This is a genomic window from Croceicoccus bisphenolivorans, assembly GCF_001634625.1.
Classification (GTDB): domain Bacteria; phylum Pseudomonadota; class Alphaproteobacteria; order Sphingomonadales; family Sphingomonadaceae; genus Croceicoccus; species Croceicoccus bisphenolivorans.
Map to the genome: position 1 here is coordinate 138,653 of NZ_LRSE01000003.1, position 15,163 is coordinate 153,815.

Annotated in this window: 16 protein-coding genes; 8 read left to right on the forward strand and 8 right to left on the reverse strand. The window is 66.2% G+C overall.

The genetic code is table 11. The features are described from left to right. Nucleotides 1–8: 8 nt before the first annotated feature. From A7A77_RS03830 to sdhC, 4 genes are read right to left on the reverse strand one after another with little or no spacing between them, the layout of a single operon-like run. A complete protein-coding gene (locus A7A77_RS03830; RefSeq protein WP_245638383.1) occupies nucleotides 9–872 on the reverse strand; it encodes a glycoside hydrolase in 864 nt (287 codons plus the stop codon). A gap of 24 nt (nucleotides 873–896) precedes the next feature. Next, nucleotides 897–2,717, reverse strand: coding sequence for a succinate dehydrogenase flavoprotein subunit (sdhA, locus tag A7A77_RS03835; protein WP_066553883.1), 1,821 nt, complete (start codon nucleotides 2,715–2,717; stop codon nucleotides 897–899). A 4-nt stretch (nucleotides 2,718–2,721) separates the two neighbouring features. Next, the gene (gene sdhD, locus A7A77_RS03840; RefSeq protein WP_066553886.1) at nucleotides 2,722–3,099 is read right to left on the reverse strand and encodes a succinate dehydrogenase, hydrophobic membrane anchor protein; all 378 of its coding nucleotides are present in this window, start codon (nucleotides 3,097–3,099) and stop codon (nucleotides 2,722–2,724) included. A gap of 11 nt (nucleotides 3,100–3,110) precedes the next feature. Then, nucleotides 3,111–3,500: a succinate dehydrogenase, cytochrome b556 subunit gene (sdhC, locus tag A7A77_RS03845; protein WP_066553890.1), complete on the reverse strand. Its 390-nt coding sequence runs from the start codon at nucleotides 3,498–3,500 to the stop codon at nucleotides 3,111–3,113. 214 nt (nucleotides 3,501–3,714) lie between these two features. On the opposite strand from sdhC, the gene bla reads away from it, so the two are divergent. Genes bla through A7A77_RS03865 form a run of 4 tightly spaced genes read left to right on the forward strand, consistent with a single transcriptional unit; the run spans nucleotide 3,715 to nucleotide 6,662 of the window. Beyond that, nucleotides 3,715–4,632 (forward strand): subclass B3 metallo-beta-lactamase, encoded by a 918-nt coding sequence (bla, locus tag A7A77_RS03850; protein WP_066553893.1) that lies wholly within the window; start codon nucleotides 3,715–3,717, stop codon nucleotides 4,630–4,632. After that, nucleotides 4,629–5,534 (forward strand): 50S ribosomal protein L11 methyltransferase, encoded by a 906-nt coding sequence (locus tag A7A77_RS03855; protein ID WP_066553896.1) that lies wholly within the window; start codon nucleotides 4,629–4,631, stop codon nucleotides 5,532–5,534. The genes bla and A7A77_RS03855 overlap by 4 nt, the downstream gene beginning before the upstream one ends. Continuing rightward, entirely contained in the window at nucleotides 5,507–6,244 is a 738-nt protein-coding gene (locus tag A7A77_RS03860; protein ID WP_245638384.1) for a DUF2459 domain-containing protein, read from the forward strand. The genes A7A77_RS03855 and A7A77_RS03860 overlap by 28 nt, the downstream gene beginning before the upstream one ends. Before the next feature lie 16 nt (nucleotides 6,245–6,260). Next, complete coding sequence (locus A7A77_RS03865; protein WP_156500388.1) at nucleotides 6,261–6,662, forward strand: hypothetical protein; 402 nt, start codon at nucleotides 6,261–6,263, stop codon at nucleotides 6,660–6,662. 3 nt (nucleotides 6,663–6,665) lie between these two features. Here A7A77_RS03865 and A7A77_RS03870 read toward each other — a convergent pair whose 3' ends face one another. The 3 genes from A7A77_RS03870 to ligA all read right to left on the reverse strand — a co-directional run bounded on the left by A7A77_RS03870 (nucleotide 6,666) and on the right by ligA (nucleotide 10,258). Then, complete coding sequence (locus A7A77_RS03870) at nucleotides 6,666–7,235, reverse strand: GNAT family N-acetyltransferase (RefSeq protein WP_172799827.1); 570 nt, start codon at nucleotides 7,233–7,235, stop codon at nucleotides 6,666–6,668. Between the two features lie 22 nt (nucleotides 7,236–7,257). After that, a complete protein-coding gene (locus A7A77_RS03875) occupies nucleotides 7,258–8,115 on the reverse strand; it encodes a transporter family protein (protein WP_066553903.1) in 858 nt (285 codons plus the stop codon). Between the two features lie 82 nt (nucleotides 8,116–8,197). After that, a complete protein-coding gene (ligA, locus tag A7A77_RS03880; protein WP_066554452.1) occupies nucleotides 8,198–10,258 on the reverse strand; it encodes an NAD-dependent DNA ligase LigA in 2,061 nt (686 codons plus the stop codon). Between the two features lie 153 nt (nucleotides 10,259–10,411). On the opposite strand from ligA, the gene A7A77_RS03885 reads away from it, so the two are divergent. Both A7A77_RS03885 and A7A77_RS18445 read left to right on the forward strand, forming a co-directional pair. Then, entirely contained in the window at nucleotides 10,412–10,909 is a 498-nt protein-coding gene (locus A7A77_RS03885; protein WP_066553908.1) for a DUF2165 family protein, read from the forward strand. A 146-nt stretch (nucleotides 10,910–11,055) separates the two neighbouring features. After that, nucleotides 11,056–11,181, forward strand: coding sequence for a hypothetical protein (locus A7A77_RS18445; RefSeq protein WP_281179977.1), 126 nt, complete (start codon nucleotides 11,056–11,058; stop codon nucleotides 11,179–11,181). A 54-nt stretch (nucleotides 11,182–11,235) separates the two neighbouring features. On the opposite strand, the gene recN is transcribed toward A7A77_RS18445, so the two are convergent. Next, nucleotides 11,236–12,897 (reverse strand): DNA repair protein RecN, encoded by a 1,662-nt coding sequence (gene recN, locus A7A77_RS03890; protein WP_066553911.1) that lies wholly within the window; start codon nucleotides 12,895–12,897, stop codon nucleotides 11,236–11,238. A gap of 192 nt (nucleotides 12,898–13,089) precedes the next feature. Between recN and A7A77_RS03895 the strand changes: the two genes are divergently transcribed. After that, nucleotides 13,090–14,037 carry a UDP-2,3-diacylglucosamine diphosphatase gene (locus tag A7A77_RS03895; RefSeq protein WP_245638385.1) on the forward strand — a complete coding sequence of 316 codons (948 nt, stop codon included), beginning with the start codon at nucleotides 13,090–13,092 and terminating at the stop codon, nucleotides 14,035–14,037. Further along, nucleotides 14,037–15,134, forward strand: a complete 1,098-nt coding sequence (locus A7A77_RS03900) for a glycosyltransferase family 4 protein (protein ID WP_066553913.1) — start codon at nucleotides 14,037–14,039, stop codon at nucleotides 15,132–15,134. Before A7A77_RS03895 ends, A7A77_RS03900 begins: the two co-directional genes overlap by 1 nt. The last annotated feature ends 29 nt before the right edge of the window (nucleotides 15,135–15,163 follow it).

Consider the following 15,163-nt stretch of genomic DNA (forward strand, 5'->3'; position numbering starts at 1 on the left):
CCGTGCTGTCAGCAGACTTCTGCCGTGTTCTGCGGGATCGGGCCGACGGGAAGCCGCGCATCCGACAGGTAGAACGGATCGGCATCGAGCCGATGGACATTGCCATAGGCGCGGGCAAGCGCCGCGTGCAGCGCCGGATCGTAAGCCCGCAGATCCTCGTCAGACAGGATGCGCTGCCCGTCGAACACCTGCAGCCGGTTGGAGTTGAACCAGAACTGCGTCCCCTCTGCCCAGTATTCGTCGAGCGTGGTGACGGTATATTCGTCGCGCCACAATCCGGTTTTCAGCGCGTTGGCATAGGCCCGCTCCACCGCCGCGTAGAGGGCCGGATCGGCATCTTTTGCCACCAGCAGGACGTTGTGGGCAAACTCGTGCACGAAGATCGTCTCGCCATACCAGCGCGATGACGGCAGGCCGAGCAGGTCCTCTGCCGCAGCGGTGGTCGTCGGGCCGGATATGGCACGGGCGCGCTGGTCCCAGTACTCGCGATCGGAAAGGCGGCCGATCCGCTCTTCGTAATGCTTGATCTCGCAGCGGGTCAGGCGCGGATCGTCGCGTGCGGGTTTGTGCCAGTCGCGATGCTCTGGCAGGTCGAGCAGAGCTTCCTCTTCCGCGATAACGGCAACGCGGTAGCCTTGTGCGATCAGCGCGTCGCGCAAGTCCGGGCGAAAGGCCAGCATGCCTTCGACAATGGTGCGCGCGCGTTCCAGCGCTTCGGCAGGCGGCTTTTCCGATGCGACGACCGGAATGCCGGCAGCGTCAAGGTACTGCCGGTAGAACGGGTCGAGGCCGAGCGCTGCGGGCGGCTCGGTCGCGCCAGCAGCGGCGCAACCGGCCAGCAGGCAGGAGAACAGGGCAACGACGCGCTTCACGCCAGCGCCGTGCCCCGCAAGCCCTTAGTAAACGCGCTTCTTAGGCTTGATGTACTCGACATCGTCGGTCAGCGTGTATTCGTGCACCGGACGGTAGTCGAGCTTGACCGCGCCGCCCTTGCCGCCCCAGCCGTCGAACCAGCTGGCGGTGTGCTTCATCCATTCCGCATCGTTGCGGTCGGGGAAATCCTCGTGCGCGTGGGCGCCGCGGCTTTCCTTGCGGTTGAAGGCCGAATGCATGGTGACGGTCGCCTGGCTGATCAGGTTGTCCAGCTCCAGCGTCTCGATCAGGTCGCTGTTCCAGATCAGCGACTTGTCGGCAACCGAGATGTCCTCCATCCGCTTGTAGACGTTCGTCAGCTTTTCCTTGCCTTCGGCCATCGATTCGTCGGTGCGGAACACGGCGGCGTGGGCCGACATCGTGCGCTGCATCTCGTCACGCACCGCAGCCGTGGGCGAACCGCCGCTGGCGTTGCGGAAATGGTCGAGCCGCGACAGGGCGAAGTCCGCGCTGTCCTTGGGCAGGTTGTCGTGCGCCGAATTCGGCTTGATGTTGTCCTTGAGGTGGTGGCCGGTGGCGCGGCCGAACACGACAAGGTCGATCAGCGAGTTGGAGCCAAGGCGGTTCGCGCCGTGGACCGAGACGCAGGCCGCTTCGCCAACGGCGTAGAGGCCGGGGACAACCGTTTCCGGATCGCCATCGGCACCGATCGTGACGACCTGGCCGTGATAGTTACAGGGGATGCCGCCCATGTTGTAGTGAACGGTCGGCACCACCGGCAGCGGCTGCTTCGTCAGGTCGACGCCGGCAAAGATCTTGCCGCTTTCGGTAATGCCCGGAAGCCGTTCGGCCAGCACCTTGGGATCGATGTGATCGAGGTGCAGGAAGATGTGGTCCGAATCCGCGCCGACGCCGCGGCCTTCGCGGATTTCCATCGCCATCGAACGCGAAACGACGTCGCGTGATGCAAGGTCCTTCGCGGAAGGCGCGTAACGCTCCATGAAGCGCTCGCCCTCACTGTTGGTGAGGTAGCCGCCTTCGCCGCGCGCACCTTCGGTGATCAGCACGCCCGCGCCGTAGATGCCGGTGGGGTGGAACTGCACGAATTCCATGTCCTGCAGCGGCAGGCCGGCGCGCAGCACCATGCCGCCACCGTCGCCGGTGCAGGTGTGGGCCGAAGTCGCGGTATAGTAGCAACGGCCGTAGCCGCCGGTTGCCAGCACGACCGCGTGGGCGCGGAAGCGGTGGATGGAGCCATCGTCCATGCACATGGCGATGACGCCCTTGCACTCGCCATTGACCATGATGAGGTCGATGGCGAAGTACTCGATATAGAAGTCTGCGTCGTACTTCAGCGATTGCTGGTACAGCGCGTGCAGCATGGCGTGGCCGGTACGGTCGGCCGCGGCGCAAGTGCGCTGAACCGGCGGGCCGTCGCCCATGTTCTGCATGTGGCCGCCGAACGGGCGCTGGTAGATCGTGCCTTCGGGGTTGCGCGAAAACGGAACGCCCGCATGCTCCAGCTCGATCACGGCCTGCGGCGCTTCGCGGACCATGTATTCGATCGCGTCCTGGTCGCCCAGCCAGTCAGACCCCTTCACGGTGTCGTACATGTGCCACGTCCAGTGGTCGGGCGTGTTGTTGCCCAGCGATGCGGCGATGCCGCCCTGCGCCGCAACGGTGTGCGAACGCGTGGGGAATACCTTGGTGATGCAGGCCGTTTTCAGGCCCGCTTCGGCGCTGCCCATCGTGGCGCGAAGGCCCGAACCGCCGGCACCCACGACGACGGTGTCGTAAGTGTGGTCGATGATCTTGTAGGCAGGCTGTGTGCTTGCGTCGGCCATGTGATCAGGCTCCCAGCGCGATGCGGATGATGGAGACGACGCCGAAGACACCGGCGGCGACGAAGACGAGGTTCAGCAGCACGATGGCCGCGAACCGGTTGGCGCCGTGGACGTAATCCTCGATCATGACCTGCATGCCAAGGCGCGCGTGCCAGAAGGTGGAGATCACCAGCAGCACCATCGCGGTGGCGGCAAACGGCGCGGCCAGCCAGCTGTGGACGGTGGCATAAGTATAGTCCGGCAGCATCGCGAGGCTGAACACGAACCACAGAACAAGGACGAGGTTGCCGATCGCGGTAAAGCGCTGGACCAGCCAGTGATGCGCACCGTGCTTGGCCGAGCCGAGGCCGCGAACCTGTCCGATGCGAGTTCCGTTACCCATCTATCCGCTCCTCAGACCAGCAGGATCACGGCCCAGAAGGCCGCTGTCAGCAGAACGCCGACGACGATCGAGATAATCGACCAGGAATTGTTCGAATCGACCTCGAACCCGGCGCCGGTATCCAGCACGAGGTGCCGGATGCCGCTGGAAAGGTGATTGAAGAAGGACCACGAGATGCCGACCAGCACGACCATGCCGTACCAGCTGTCGGCGTGGCGGGCGAAGTCCACATAGGCTTCCGGCCCGGATGCCAACGCGCCAAGGAACCAGAGCAGCACCAGCAGACCTGCCACCGCAAGGCCGTTGCCCGAAACGCGGTGAAGGATGGAGGCGGCCATTGCCGGACCCCATTTCCAGATCGAGAGATGCGGAGAAAGTGGCCTGTTCGCTGCCTTCGCCATGTGTCGTGTCCCCGTGTCCTGCGTTGCGATGCGCACAGAATCCCCGCGCGGAGACCTGTCATTTATCGCTTGTTGCGGGCGCGAATGGCAGGCACCGGCCTGCTAGGCAAGAGGGGAATTGCACAAGTTGGGCCGGTTCCGGCGATGCCGGACGGATGCTCGGTCCGTCGCAAGCGGTCTTGCCGCATGCCGGAGCGCGCCCTAATCGCGCCGGATGGAATTCAGACAGGCCAGTTTCGCGTTCGCTGCAAGCGCCCTTTTGGCAAGCGGCGGATGCGTCGCGGCCGGACCGGAAAATGCGGGGCAGACCGCGATTCCGGCGCTCGCCCCCGCAGCGCCATATGCCGAAGCCTGCGCGGATTGGGACGAGTGGGACAAGCCCGGCCCGCCCTTTCACGTGCACGCCAATACATATTACGTCGGCACCTGCGGCATTTCGGCCATCCTGATTGCTGGAGATGAGGGCCATGTCCTGATCGACACCGGATCGGATGTGGGCGCCGATGCGGTTCTGGCCAATGTCGCGCAGCTGGGCTTTGCGCCCGGCGATATTCGCGTCCTGCTGATCAGTCACGAACATCACGATCATGCCGGCGGCGTGGCGCGCACGGCCGAACGGACAAGGGCGCGGGTGATGGCGAACGATATCGCCGCGCAAGTGCTGAAGGCCGGCAATGTCGGCAAGGACGATCCGCAATATGGCATTCATCCCGCAATGAGCCCGGTCGCAACTGTGGAAACGGTCGCACCCGGCCAGCCCGTCACGCTGGGCAACATCGAACTGACGATGGTGCCGACGCCCGGCCACACGCTGGGCGCGGCAAGCTGGCAGTGGCGTGCCTGCGACGGCGATGATTGCCGCACGATCGTCTATGCCGACAGCCTCAGCCCCGTATCGCGCGACGATTACCGGTTTACCGACCATCCCGATCTTGTCGCCACGTTCCGGCAAAGCATCGATGCGGTCCGCGCGCTGGACTGCGACATCCTGCTGACCCCGCACCCCAGCGCAAGCGGGATGCGCCAGCGGATTGTCGAAGGCACCCTCGTCGACAGCGGAGCCTGTCGCGCCTATGCCGAAAAGCTGGAACGCACGCTTGACGCACGCCTTGCCAAGGAAGCCGGACAGTGAGCTGGAAAATCGTCGCCCACGGATCGAAGGAACAGGTGCAGTCCGCCCTCCTCGCGCACGAGGATGCGCTGGATTGGGATTATGAGGTCGTGCTGACCGGCAGCGAGATTGCCGAGGACAGGCCCGACGACTGGGTTCTGGAAGCATACTACCCGCGCCGCCCGACGAAGGCCGACCACGCCGCGCTGGCCGCGCTGTTTGCGAACAACGCGCCGGACCTGAAGGCCGAAAAACTGCCCGATGCCGACTGGGTCAGCCTGTCGCAGGCCGATGTCGCGCCGATCCGCGCAGGGCGGTTCCATGTCCACACCCCCGATTTTCCCGCAGTGGAAGAGCAGGGCGTGACCGATTTCACGGTTCCCGCCAGCCAGGCCTTCGGCACCGGGCAGCACGAGACGACCGCCGGCTGCCTTGCCATGCTGACCGAGATGAAGGCGGCGGGCGTCAATGTGCGCAACTACGCCGATATCGGCACGGGCACCGGCTTGCTGGCCTTTGCCGCGCGCGACTTGTGGTCGATGGCGCATGGCCTTGCCAGCGACATCGACGCGGTCTGCGTGGGCGTGGTGGAGGATAACGCGGCCACCAACGGCGTGCCGCTGGGCGAAGGGCCGGGGCGGCTGGTGATGACGGTGGCGGCGGGCACGGACAGTCCGCTGATCGCCGCGCGCGCGCCTTACGACCTGCTGATCGCGAATATCCTTGCCGGGCCGCTGGTCGAACTCGCGCCCGATTTCGGACGCGCCGTGCTGCCGGGTGGGCACCTGCTGTTGGCAGGCCTGCTGACGACGCAGGAAGAGGGGGTGCGCCGCGCCTGTTTCAAGGCCGGTTTCCGGCTGGCGCGCCGGATGACGAACGGCGACTGGTCGATCCTGTGGCTGCGCAGACGAAACGCGCGCTGAACGCTGTCCGCGCCGTGCTTGGCTGGCTGGCGCTGGCGGTGGGGTGCTATTTCCTTGCCGGTTGGATCGGATCGTCGTTTCCGGTCAACCGCGTGTTGACCACGCCGCCTATCGAAAAGTGCTGCGTGGACATCATCGTCGGCACCAACGGCGTGCACACCACCATCGCCGTTCCGCTGCGCAGCGCGGATATGGACTGGACCCGCGTATTCCCGCCATCGGACACGGCGAACCCGTTTCGCCCCTATACCCATGTCGCGATCAGCTGGGGCGAGCGGGCGGTATTCCTCGACACGCCGACATGGGGCGATCTCTCGCCACTGACGGTGCTGCGCGTCATAAGCGTGGGCGGCGACGCGCTCTACCATGTCGAGCATTGGGTCCGCCCCGCACCTTCCGCGAATTTCAGGCCGATGCGGATCAGCCGCGCGCAATACCGCCGCCTTGTCCGCGCGCTGCTGCGCGACTTGCCGGAACGGACGGGAACCCGCGCCGTATATCCCGGCTATACCGATCAGGACGTATTTTATGACGCGCGCGGCACTTACACCGTCTACAAGACCTGCAACGAATGGACCGGCCAGACTTTGCGCATGGCGGGGATAGAGACGGGCGCGTGGACACCGTTTCCCGGCGGCGTGATGAAATGGGTGCCGCCGCCGGAACCGCATTCGCCGCCGCCGGAACTGCATTCAATGCCGGTTCACTAGCGCAGGGCTACAAACCATGCCTATGCGCAAGATGATCCTGACACTCGCGGCCATCGCGGCCTGTTCCCCCGCCATCGCACGCGCGCCGGATCGAAACGACCAGCGCGACGCCGCGGTCGATTATGCCAACCGCGAAGGCTGCGTCCTGCCGCAGGTCATCTCGCCCAGTTTCAACAACACCGCCGCATCGATCGAACAGTCGCGCATTGCCGCGGTGACGGTGCGCCGCGCGGCCAATCGCCACGGCGACAGGATGAGCCCGATCTGCGGCAGCGAACACGACCCGCGCGCGCTGGACGGCGAACAGACGATGGGCGCGCCCGAAGCCGTGCCGCAGGACGAGGTGACCGAGGATGAGGTGGGCGTCATCGACGAACGCACCGGCAAGCCACCGGTGCCGGGCGCCGTCGCCGACTGATCGTCAGAGCGCCAGCCGTACGAGGTGTTGCCGCTCGCTGAACTCGCCCACGATCCCGAACCCGTTGTCGAGGTATAGCTTCAGCGGGCCGTGATAGTTGCGCGCGGCACTGTCGGGGTTCTTCGCCGGCTTCGCCTCGGCCCATGAAAGCCCTTCCGCCCGAAAACCGGCCAGCGCCGCATCCAGCAACTTGCGCGCCACGCCCTGCCCCCGCGCGCTTGGCGCGACGAGGAAGCAGGTGACCATACCGACATCGTCGCCGCTCATCCCCGGCGTGTCTGCATCGCGAAAGGCGATGTAGCTGTTCTTGCGCGCGGCGCTGATCCAGCCGACGGGCCGACCGTCATCTAGCGCCAGCCAGCCGCGCATCGTGCCATCCGCGATCAGGCTGCAAGACGCCGCACGGTTGGCCGTTCCCGCACTCTCGTCCCACTCCCCGCCGGCGTCGTCGAAGTGGTAGCAGCGGCAGTAACAGCCGGACCATCCGGGATTGTCGGCAAAACCTTCCCCGTCGAACAGTTCCATGAACAGGTCGGCGCGTTCCGGCGCCAGCGGAACGATCTCGATCGGCAAGGCAATCATCCTTCGGGCAGTTTCAACCGCCCAGTCGATAGAGCAACTGGACCCCGCCGCCAATGTCGGGGCTGCTTTCGGTAAAGCCGGTGTAGCCGTAACCCTGCAGCGTCAGCCCGCCGTTCAGGCGATAGCTGGCCGATGCGCTCGCCTCGCTGCGTTCGGCAAAACCCGCCAGCGCCGCCTCGCGCCAGCTATAGCCCAAGCCGAGCGTGAGATTGTCCGACGCGCGCGCCCGCACCGCGCCGCCCGCCTGCCAGGTATCGCGCAAGGCGTATCGTTCGTTTCTGCCGTTGAAGCGCCGCCCGCCATTGGCAGAGAGGGTGAAGCCGCCGAAATCGTGGCCCAGTTCGGCTGCGGCGGTATAGTCGGTGGTGCCGGTGCCAAGGAATTTCTCTTCCGACGCGGTCGGCAACTTCACCGCGCCTGCCGCGCCCAGCCAGCTGCGCCGGCCCAGCGGCACGGAATAACCGGCAGACAGGTCGACATCACCGATGCCGCTGCGCGAATAGTTGACGATCTCGTATGTCTCGGCGCTGCTTGGCGTGCTGCCTGTGTCGCTGCCCAGCAGGCCGCCGATCAGGCCGCCGCCGCCAACCACACCGCCCGTCGCGCCGCCCACGGACCCGTTGCCGCCACCGACGACGACGCCCGTCGGGCCGCTGACATTGAGGTACGGCACAGAGGCGCGAACCCACGCCCGCCCCGACTGGACCTGCACTGAAACCGGCACGGAAAGCTGTTCGGTCTTGTCCTCTGCGCCATAGTCGCCGCTGGAATAGTCGGCGCCCACGCCGACCTGCACAACGGGCTCGGCATTCACGGCATGGGGAACGGCCAGCGCCAGAACTAGCGCGGCGGAACGGGGTACAAACGTCATGGAAATTCCTGTCCTGGGGTAAAAGTTCACCCCGGACAGACGAATGGCCCCGCCGGTTTAATCCGCTTGCTTCGTGAAAAACCTATCCGGCTGCGGCGACGATCTCCGCCCACGCCGCTTCATCGATCACCTCGATGCCCAGTTCCGCGGCCTTTTTCAGCTTCGATCCCGCACCCGGTCCGGCGACGACAAGGTCGGTCTTGGCACTCACCGTGCCCGCCGCCTTCGCGCCCAGCCGCTCGGCCTGTGCCTTGGCCTCGTCGCGGCTCATCGTTTCCAGCTTGCCGGTGAAGACCACCGTCTTGCCCGCGACCGCGCTGTCCTTCGTTTCGACCACGTAGTCGGGCGGAGAGACGACCGAGAGCAGGTCGTCCCACACCGCCTTGTTGTGATCCTCGTGGAAGAAGTCGCCCAGCGCTTCCACCACCACGGGGCCGACACCGTCGATGCTGGTAAGGTCGGACACGGCCTCGCTTGCCACTTCGCCCGCGCCGTTGCGCGCGCGTTCGGCCACGTCGCGCAGGGCGGGCAGTGTCACGAACGATTTCATCAGATCCCGCGCCGTCACCGCGCCGACATGCCGGATGCCAAGGCCGAACAACAGCCGCGCCGCATCGGGTTCCCGCTTGGCATCGATTGCGGCGATCACGTTGTCGACCGACTTTTCCTTCCACCCCTCCAGCTTCAGGATCTCGTCCCGCCGCGCCTTCAGCCGGAAGATATCGGCGGGGCTTTCCAGCCAGCCCAAGGCAAAGAACTCGTCGATGGTCTTCTCGCCCAGCCCCTCGATATCCAGCGCGCCGCGGCTGACGAAGTGCTTCAGCCGCTCTGTCCGCTGGGCCGGACAGATCAGGCCGCCGGTGCAACGCACGTCGACCTCGCCCTCTTCTGCCACCGCCTCGCTGTCGCAGATCGGGCAATGGTCGGGGAACAGGTAGGCGTCGCGTTCCTCGTCGCGCGACAGGTTCTCCACCACTTGCGGGATGACGTCGCCCGCGCGCTGGATCACCACGCGGTCGCCCACCCGCACGCCCAGCCGCGCGATCTCGTCGCGGTTGTGCAGCGTCACGTTGGACACGACGACACCGCCCACCGTCACCGGCGTCAAACGCCCCACCGGCGTCAGCTTGCCGGTGCGACCGACCTGTATGTCGATCGCCTCCAGCGTAGTTTGGGCCTGTTCGGCAGGGAACTTGTGCGCCAGCGCCCAGCGCGGAGCCTTCGCCACGAAGCCCAGCCGCTGCTGCCAGTCCAGCCGGTCCACCTTGTAGACGACGCCGTCGATGTCATAGCGCATGTCCGCCCGCATCGCGCCGATCTGGCGATAATGCTCCAGCATCTCGTCCACCGAACGGCAGCGGAACAGCGCCGCCGAAATCGGCACGCCCCAATTGCCGATGGCCTGCATCACGCCGAACTGGGTCGCGCCCGGCAAATCGCTCGCCGCGCCCCAGCCGTGGGCATAGAAGCGCAAGGGACGTTTGGCCGTCACGCTAGCGTCCTTTTGCCGCAGCGATCCGGCGGCGGCATTGCGCGGGTTGGCGAACAGCTTGCCGCCCGCTTCCTCCTGCGCGGCGTTGAGCGCGAGGAAGTCGGCCTTCGCCATGAACACCTCGCCCCGGATCTCGAAAATGTCGGGCACGTTGCCGTGCAGCTGCTGGGGTATGTCGGCGATGTGGGCGACGTTGGCGGTCACATCCTCTCCCACCTGCCCGTCACCGCGCGTCGCGGCGCGGACCAGCCTGCCCTGTTCGTAGCGCAGCGAACAGGACAATCCGTCGATCTTGTCCTCTGCCGTAAAGGCCATCGGCTCGTCTTCGGGCAGCGACAGGAAACGGCGCACGCGGGCGACGAAATCGCGCACTTCCTCGTCCGAAAATGCATTGTCGAGGCTCATCATCCGAACCTCGTGGCGAACCTTCGCCAGCGGCGACGCGGCAACCTCGTGCCCCACGGCCTTCGACGGGCTGTCATCGCGGATCAGGTGCGGAAAGGCTGCCTCTATCGCGGCATTGCGGCGGACAAGCGCGTCGTAATCGGCGTCGGAAATCTCCGGCGCGTCTTCTGCGTGGTACAGCTTGTTGTGATGGCGGATCTGCCGCGCCAGCCGCATCAACTGGTTCGCGGCCTCAGCCTCGCTCATGCTGCCAAGGTCTTCCAATGCTTCGGTCACGCGTTTTCCCTGCCCTGTATTTCCATGTTATCTAACCGCCGGGGCGCAGAAATACAGGGCCGAATTGCCCTGTCGAAACAGCGGGCCGAAACCACTGGCCGAAGCAACTGGGGGACTGCACGCATGACCGACCGGATCCTGAAAGCGATGGCAAGCGCCGTCTCGGGGCTGATGGCGCTGCTGTATGTATTGCACAACATCGCCAATGTGGGCCCGGCCTATGAATTCTTCGTCTACACGACCAGCCACGTGGACCAGGCGGCCTATCCAGTCACGCTGCTGCCCGTCCCGCCCGCCATCCTGATCGTCGTGGCGATGGTCGTGGTCTTCGCGCTGGAAATGGCGGCGGGCCTGCTCGGCCTTTACGGGGCATGGAAGATCTTCGCCGCGCGCGATGCCGATGCGGCCACGTTCCTCGCCGCGAAGAAATGGGCAAAGATCGGCGCGGGCTGCGCGGTGCTGAACTGGTGGGGCCTGTTTCAGGGCGTTGCGGTCGCCGGATACCAGCTGTGGCAGATGCCGCTGGGCGAAGGCCCGTTCTACGGCTCGTTCTTCTTCGGCACGATCGCGATGGCGAGCCTGATCTACATCTCGATGCCGGAGGAACGGGTGGCGGCATGACACGTAAGACAGTCGCAGGCCGCTAGCTCTGCGCTACCCCACCCCGCCGCATCGCTGGGAAACCGCACCAAAAAGGCGTATAATCGCACCTGTTCAAGCGACTCCGCGCGTGCGGGGCGCGTACGGGCAAGGGAAAGGAGAGCGTCATGCACCTGCCCCAATGGTTTCGGGAACACCAACCCGACTACAACTTGCGCTGGATCCTCGTGATCGCCGGCATGGCGATCCTGCTCGTGGCTTTCGTGCTGATGGGCGTGATGGACACGGTCTGATCGCGGCGAAACGGGCGGCGGCCCTGCCGTTGGCGGGGGCGTTGCCCGATATGTTCAGGCTTCGAGCAACCGCTCTGCCTGCGCGCGTGCCTCCGGCGTGATTTCCGCGCCGGACAGCATCCGCGCGATCTCTTCCTGCCGTCCACCCGCATCCAGCTGGCCGACGGAAGTGCGCGTCACCGTGCCCTCGCTCGACTTGGCGATCATGAAGTGGATATTGCCGCGCGCCGCGACTTGCGGGCTGTGCGTCACGGCAAGAAGCTGGCCGCCAGAGGCCAGCCGCGCCAGCCGTTCCCCGATGGCACTGGCCACCGCGCCGCCGACGCCGCGGTCGATCTCGTCGAAGATGATGACGGCCGCCCCGCCCTCTTCGGCCAAGGCAACTTTCAGCGAGAGGATGAAGCGCGACAGTTCGCCCCCCGAAGCGATCTTGGCCAGCGGCGCAAAGGGCGCGCCGGGATTGGTGGAGATCAGGAATTCCACCGCGTCCATCCCGTGCGGGCCCCAGCGATCCTCCGCCGTGCGGGTGACAAGAGTCTTGAACTTCGCCGCATCCAGCTTCAGCGGCGCGAGTTCCGCTGCCACTGCCGCGTCCAGCCGCTTCGCCGCTTCCACCCGCTGCGCCGACAGCGTTTCGGCCAATGCGCGGTAATGGGCGCCCTTTTCGAACGCGGCGGCGGAAAGCGCCTTGATCCGCGCCTCCCCGCCCTCGATCGCGTCCAGCGTTTCGCGCAACTCGCGCATCTTGGCGGGCAGTTCGTCCACCGCGCAGCCGTGCTTCCTCGCTTCCGCCCGCAGATCGAACAGCCGTGTTTCCACCGCGTCCAGCCGCGCAGGATCGAAGCTCAGGGCATCGAGCGCGCGGTCAACCGCAGCCTCCGCCTCTCCCCCTTCGATCAGGCAGCGGTCCAGCGCGGCCAGCGCTTCGGCCAGCGCCTCGTGCTCCGGCGCGATCCGGTCCAGCCGGCGGGCGGCGGCGCGCAATTGCGCCAGTGCGGAATCCGACCCTGCGAACAAGTGCTGCAGGGATGACAGATCCTCCGACAGACGCTCGCCCTTCTGCATGTCTGCGCGCTGTCCGGCGAGGTCTTCCTCCTCACCCTCCTGCGGGGCAAGCCGTTCCAGTTCGGCCAGATGCGCCGCAGCCAGCTCCTGCTCCGCCGCCGCGTTGTCCGCCGCCGCGTGTGCCGCCGCCAGATCGCTTTCCGCCGCCTGCCAGCGCCGCCAGGCCTCTGCCACGGCAGCCTCGTCCGCCTGCGCGTAACGGGTAAGCAGGGCGCGGTGCCCGCGCGCGTTCACCAGCCCGCGATCGTCATGCTGCCCGTGCAGTTCCACAAGGAAGGGGGCCAGCGCCCGCAGCGTCGCCACGCCCACCGGCTGCCCGTTGACGAAGGCCTTCGACCCGCCATCAGCCTTGACCTGTCGGCCCAGAACCAGCGCCTCGCCCGGTTCCACTTCCACGCCCGCGTCGTCCAGCACTTCGGCCAGTCCGTCGGGCATCGGCGCGAATTCGAACGTGGCGGTAACGCTGGCCTTGTCTTCGCCCGCACGAACCAGCCCGCTGTCCGCCCGGTTGCCCAGCACCAGCCCCAGCGCATCCAGCAGGATCGACTTGCCCGCCCCCGTCTCGCCGGTCAGCACGCCAAGGCCGCGCGCGAAGGACAGGTCCAGCGCCTCGATCAGCACGATGTTGCGGATGGCCAGTTGCGTCAGCATGTTCGCTCTATGTCCTATCCGTCCGCGCCGCGCCAGTCAGCCCCGCGCGGCACATTCTCCCACAGCTTCTCCCGCACCCGCGCACAGGCTTTGCCCCGCTTATCCACAAAGTCATTCACGCGGCTGTAACCGGCCCGTCACAACGACGCACAACCGCAACCTGCGCATGAGACAAAGGCCCCGTCGAAGCCAATGATGGGGGCCAGCGCGATGAAGGTCGATCGGATTGAAAGCAGTGTCTTCACCCACCTCGGCAAGGAGGCAGCCGCCTTCTCGCTTCCCGGTCGCGCGCCCGAATGGCTGGACCTTCCCGACACCGGCGGCCCGCGCGGCTTCGTGCCGAAACGCAAGTTCCGCACCGTGTTCATTTCCGACGTCCACCTCGGCACGAAGGGGTGCAACGCCGAACTCCTGCTCGATTTCCTGCATTCGGTGGAATGCGAAACGCTCTACCTCGTCGGCGACATCGTCGATGGCTGGCGGCTGAAAAAGGGCTGGTACTGGCCCGACGCACACAGCGAAGTCGTGCGCCGCATCCTGAAGATGGCCCACCGCGGCACGCACGTCATCCTGGTGGCCGGCAACCATGACGAGATGCTGCGATCTTACGCCGGCATGCACTTCGGCGGGATCGAGATCGCGTTCGAGGCGATCCACGTAACCGCCGACGGCCGCCGGCTGCTCGTCACCCACGGCGATGCCTTCGACGGGGTCGTGCTCTATCACCGCTGGCTCGCATTTCTGGGCGATCAGGCATACGGCATGCTGCTGCAGGCCAACGTCTGGTTCAACAAAGCGCGCAAGGCGATGAAGCTGCCCTACTGGTCGCTTTCGGCATACCTGAAGCACCGCGTGAAGAACGTCGTCCAGTTCGTCTGCGATTTCGAGGAAGCGGTTGCCCACGCCGCGCGCGAACGCGGGGTGGACGGCGTGGTCTGCGGCCACATCCACTGCGCCGAAATCCGCAAGATCGGCCAGATCGAATACATGAATGACGGCGACTGGGTGGAAAGCTGCACCGCGCTGGTGGAAGATGCCAGCGGGCATTTCGAAATCCTCGACTGGGCCGCCGAAGTTCGCGCCCGCGCCGCGAAAAAGCCGTTCGAAGCCGCCCCCGTTCCCGCCGAGGTTCCTGCCTGATGCCACTTGCCGGTACGACCTTTCCTGCCCGCATCGCCATCGCCACCGATGCGTGGAAGCCGCAAGTAAACGGTGTCGTTCGCACGCTGGACGAAACGATCTCCCGCCTTGCCGCGCGCGGGCACGAGGTGATGACGATCACGCCGGACCTGTTCGCCAACCTGCCGATGCCGTTCTATAACGAAATTCGGTTGGCGCTGGCCCCTTGGCGCGGCGCCGCCCGCAGGCTGGCGGCGTTTTCGCCGGATATCGTCCACATCGCCACCGAAGGGCCGATCGGCTGGGCCACCCGCCGCTGGTGCCTGAAGCACGGCGTGCCCTTCACCACCGCGTTCCACACCCGCTTTCCCGATTACGTCGCGGTGCGCACCGGCCTGTCGCCGGAACGGTTCTGGCCGATGATGCAGTGTTTCCACGCACCCAGCCGCGCCGTGCTGGCGGCAACGCCCAGCCTGCGTAAGGAACTGGTCGGGCGCGGTATCGCGCCGGTCATGCCGTGGTCGCGCGGGATCGACGCGGGACTGTTCCACCCGAACGTCGATGCCGATCCGGCCATCGCCAATCTGCCGGGTCCGGTCCTGCTCTACGTCGGGCGCGTCGCGCCGGAAAAAGGCCTCGACGATTTCCTGCGTTGCCAGCATTCCGGCAGCAAGGTCGTGGTGGGCGACGGCCCCGCGCTCGCCGCGCTGAAGGCCCGTTATCCCGATGCGCATTTCATGGGCCGCCTGACCGGCACCGCGCTCGCCAGCGCCTATGCCGCGGCGGACTGCTTCGTCTTCCCCAGCCGCAGCGACACCTTCGGCCTTGTCATGGTGGAGGCACTGGCCTGCGGCGTGCCGGTCGCGGGCTTTCCGGTGCAGGGCCCGATCGACGTCGTCGGCCCCGCAGGGCGCGGCGGCATGAACGAACAGCTGTTCCCGATCGGCGCGGTGGACGAGGATCTCGACACCGCCATCGCCCGCGCCCTCCAGTGCCGCCGCGAAGACTGCGCCCGCTATGGCGCGGAATATAGCTGGGAAGCGGCAACCGACCAGTTCGTCGCCGCACTGTCCGAAGCGCTGGCAGGCGCACTGGAAGTGGATCCGGTCGCGGCCTGAAGCCGGCCCACCCGCTGCCCGTGCGCTAA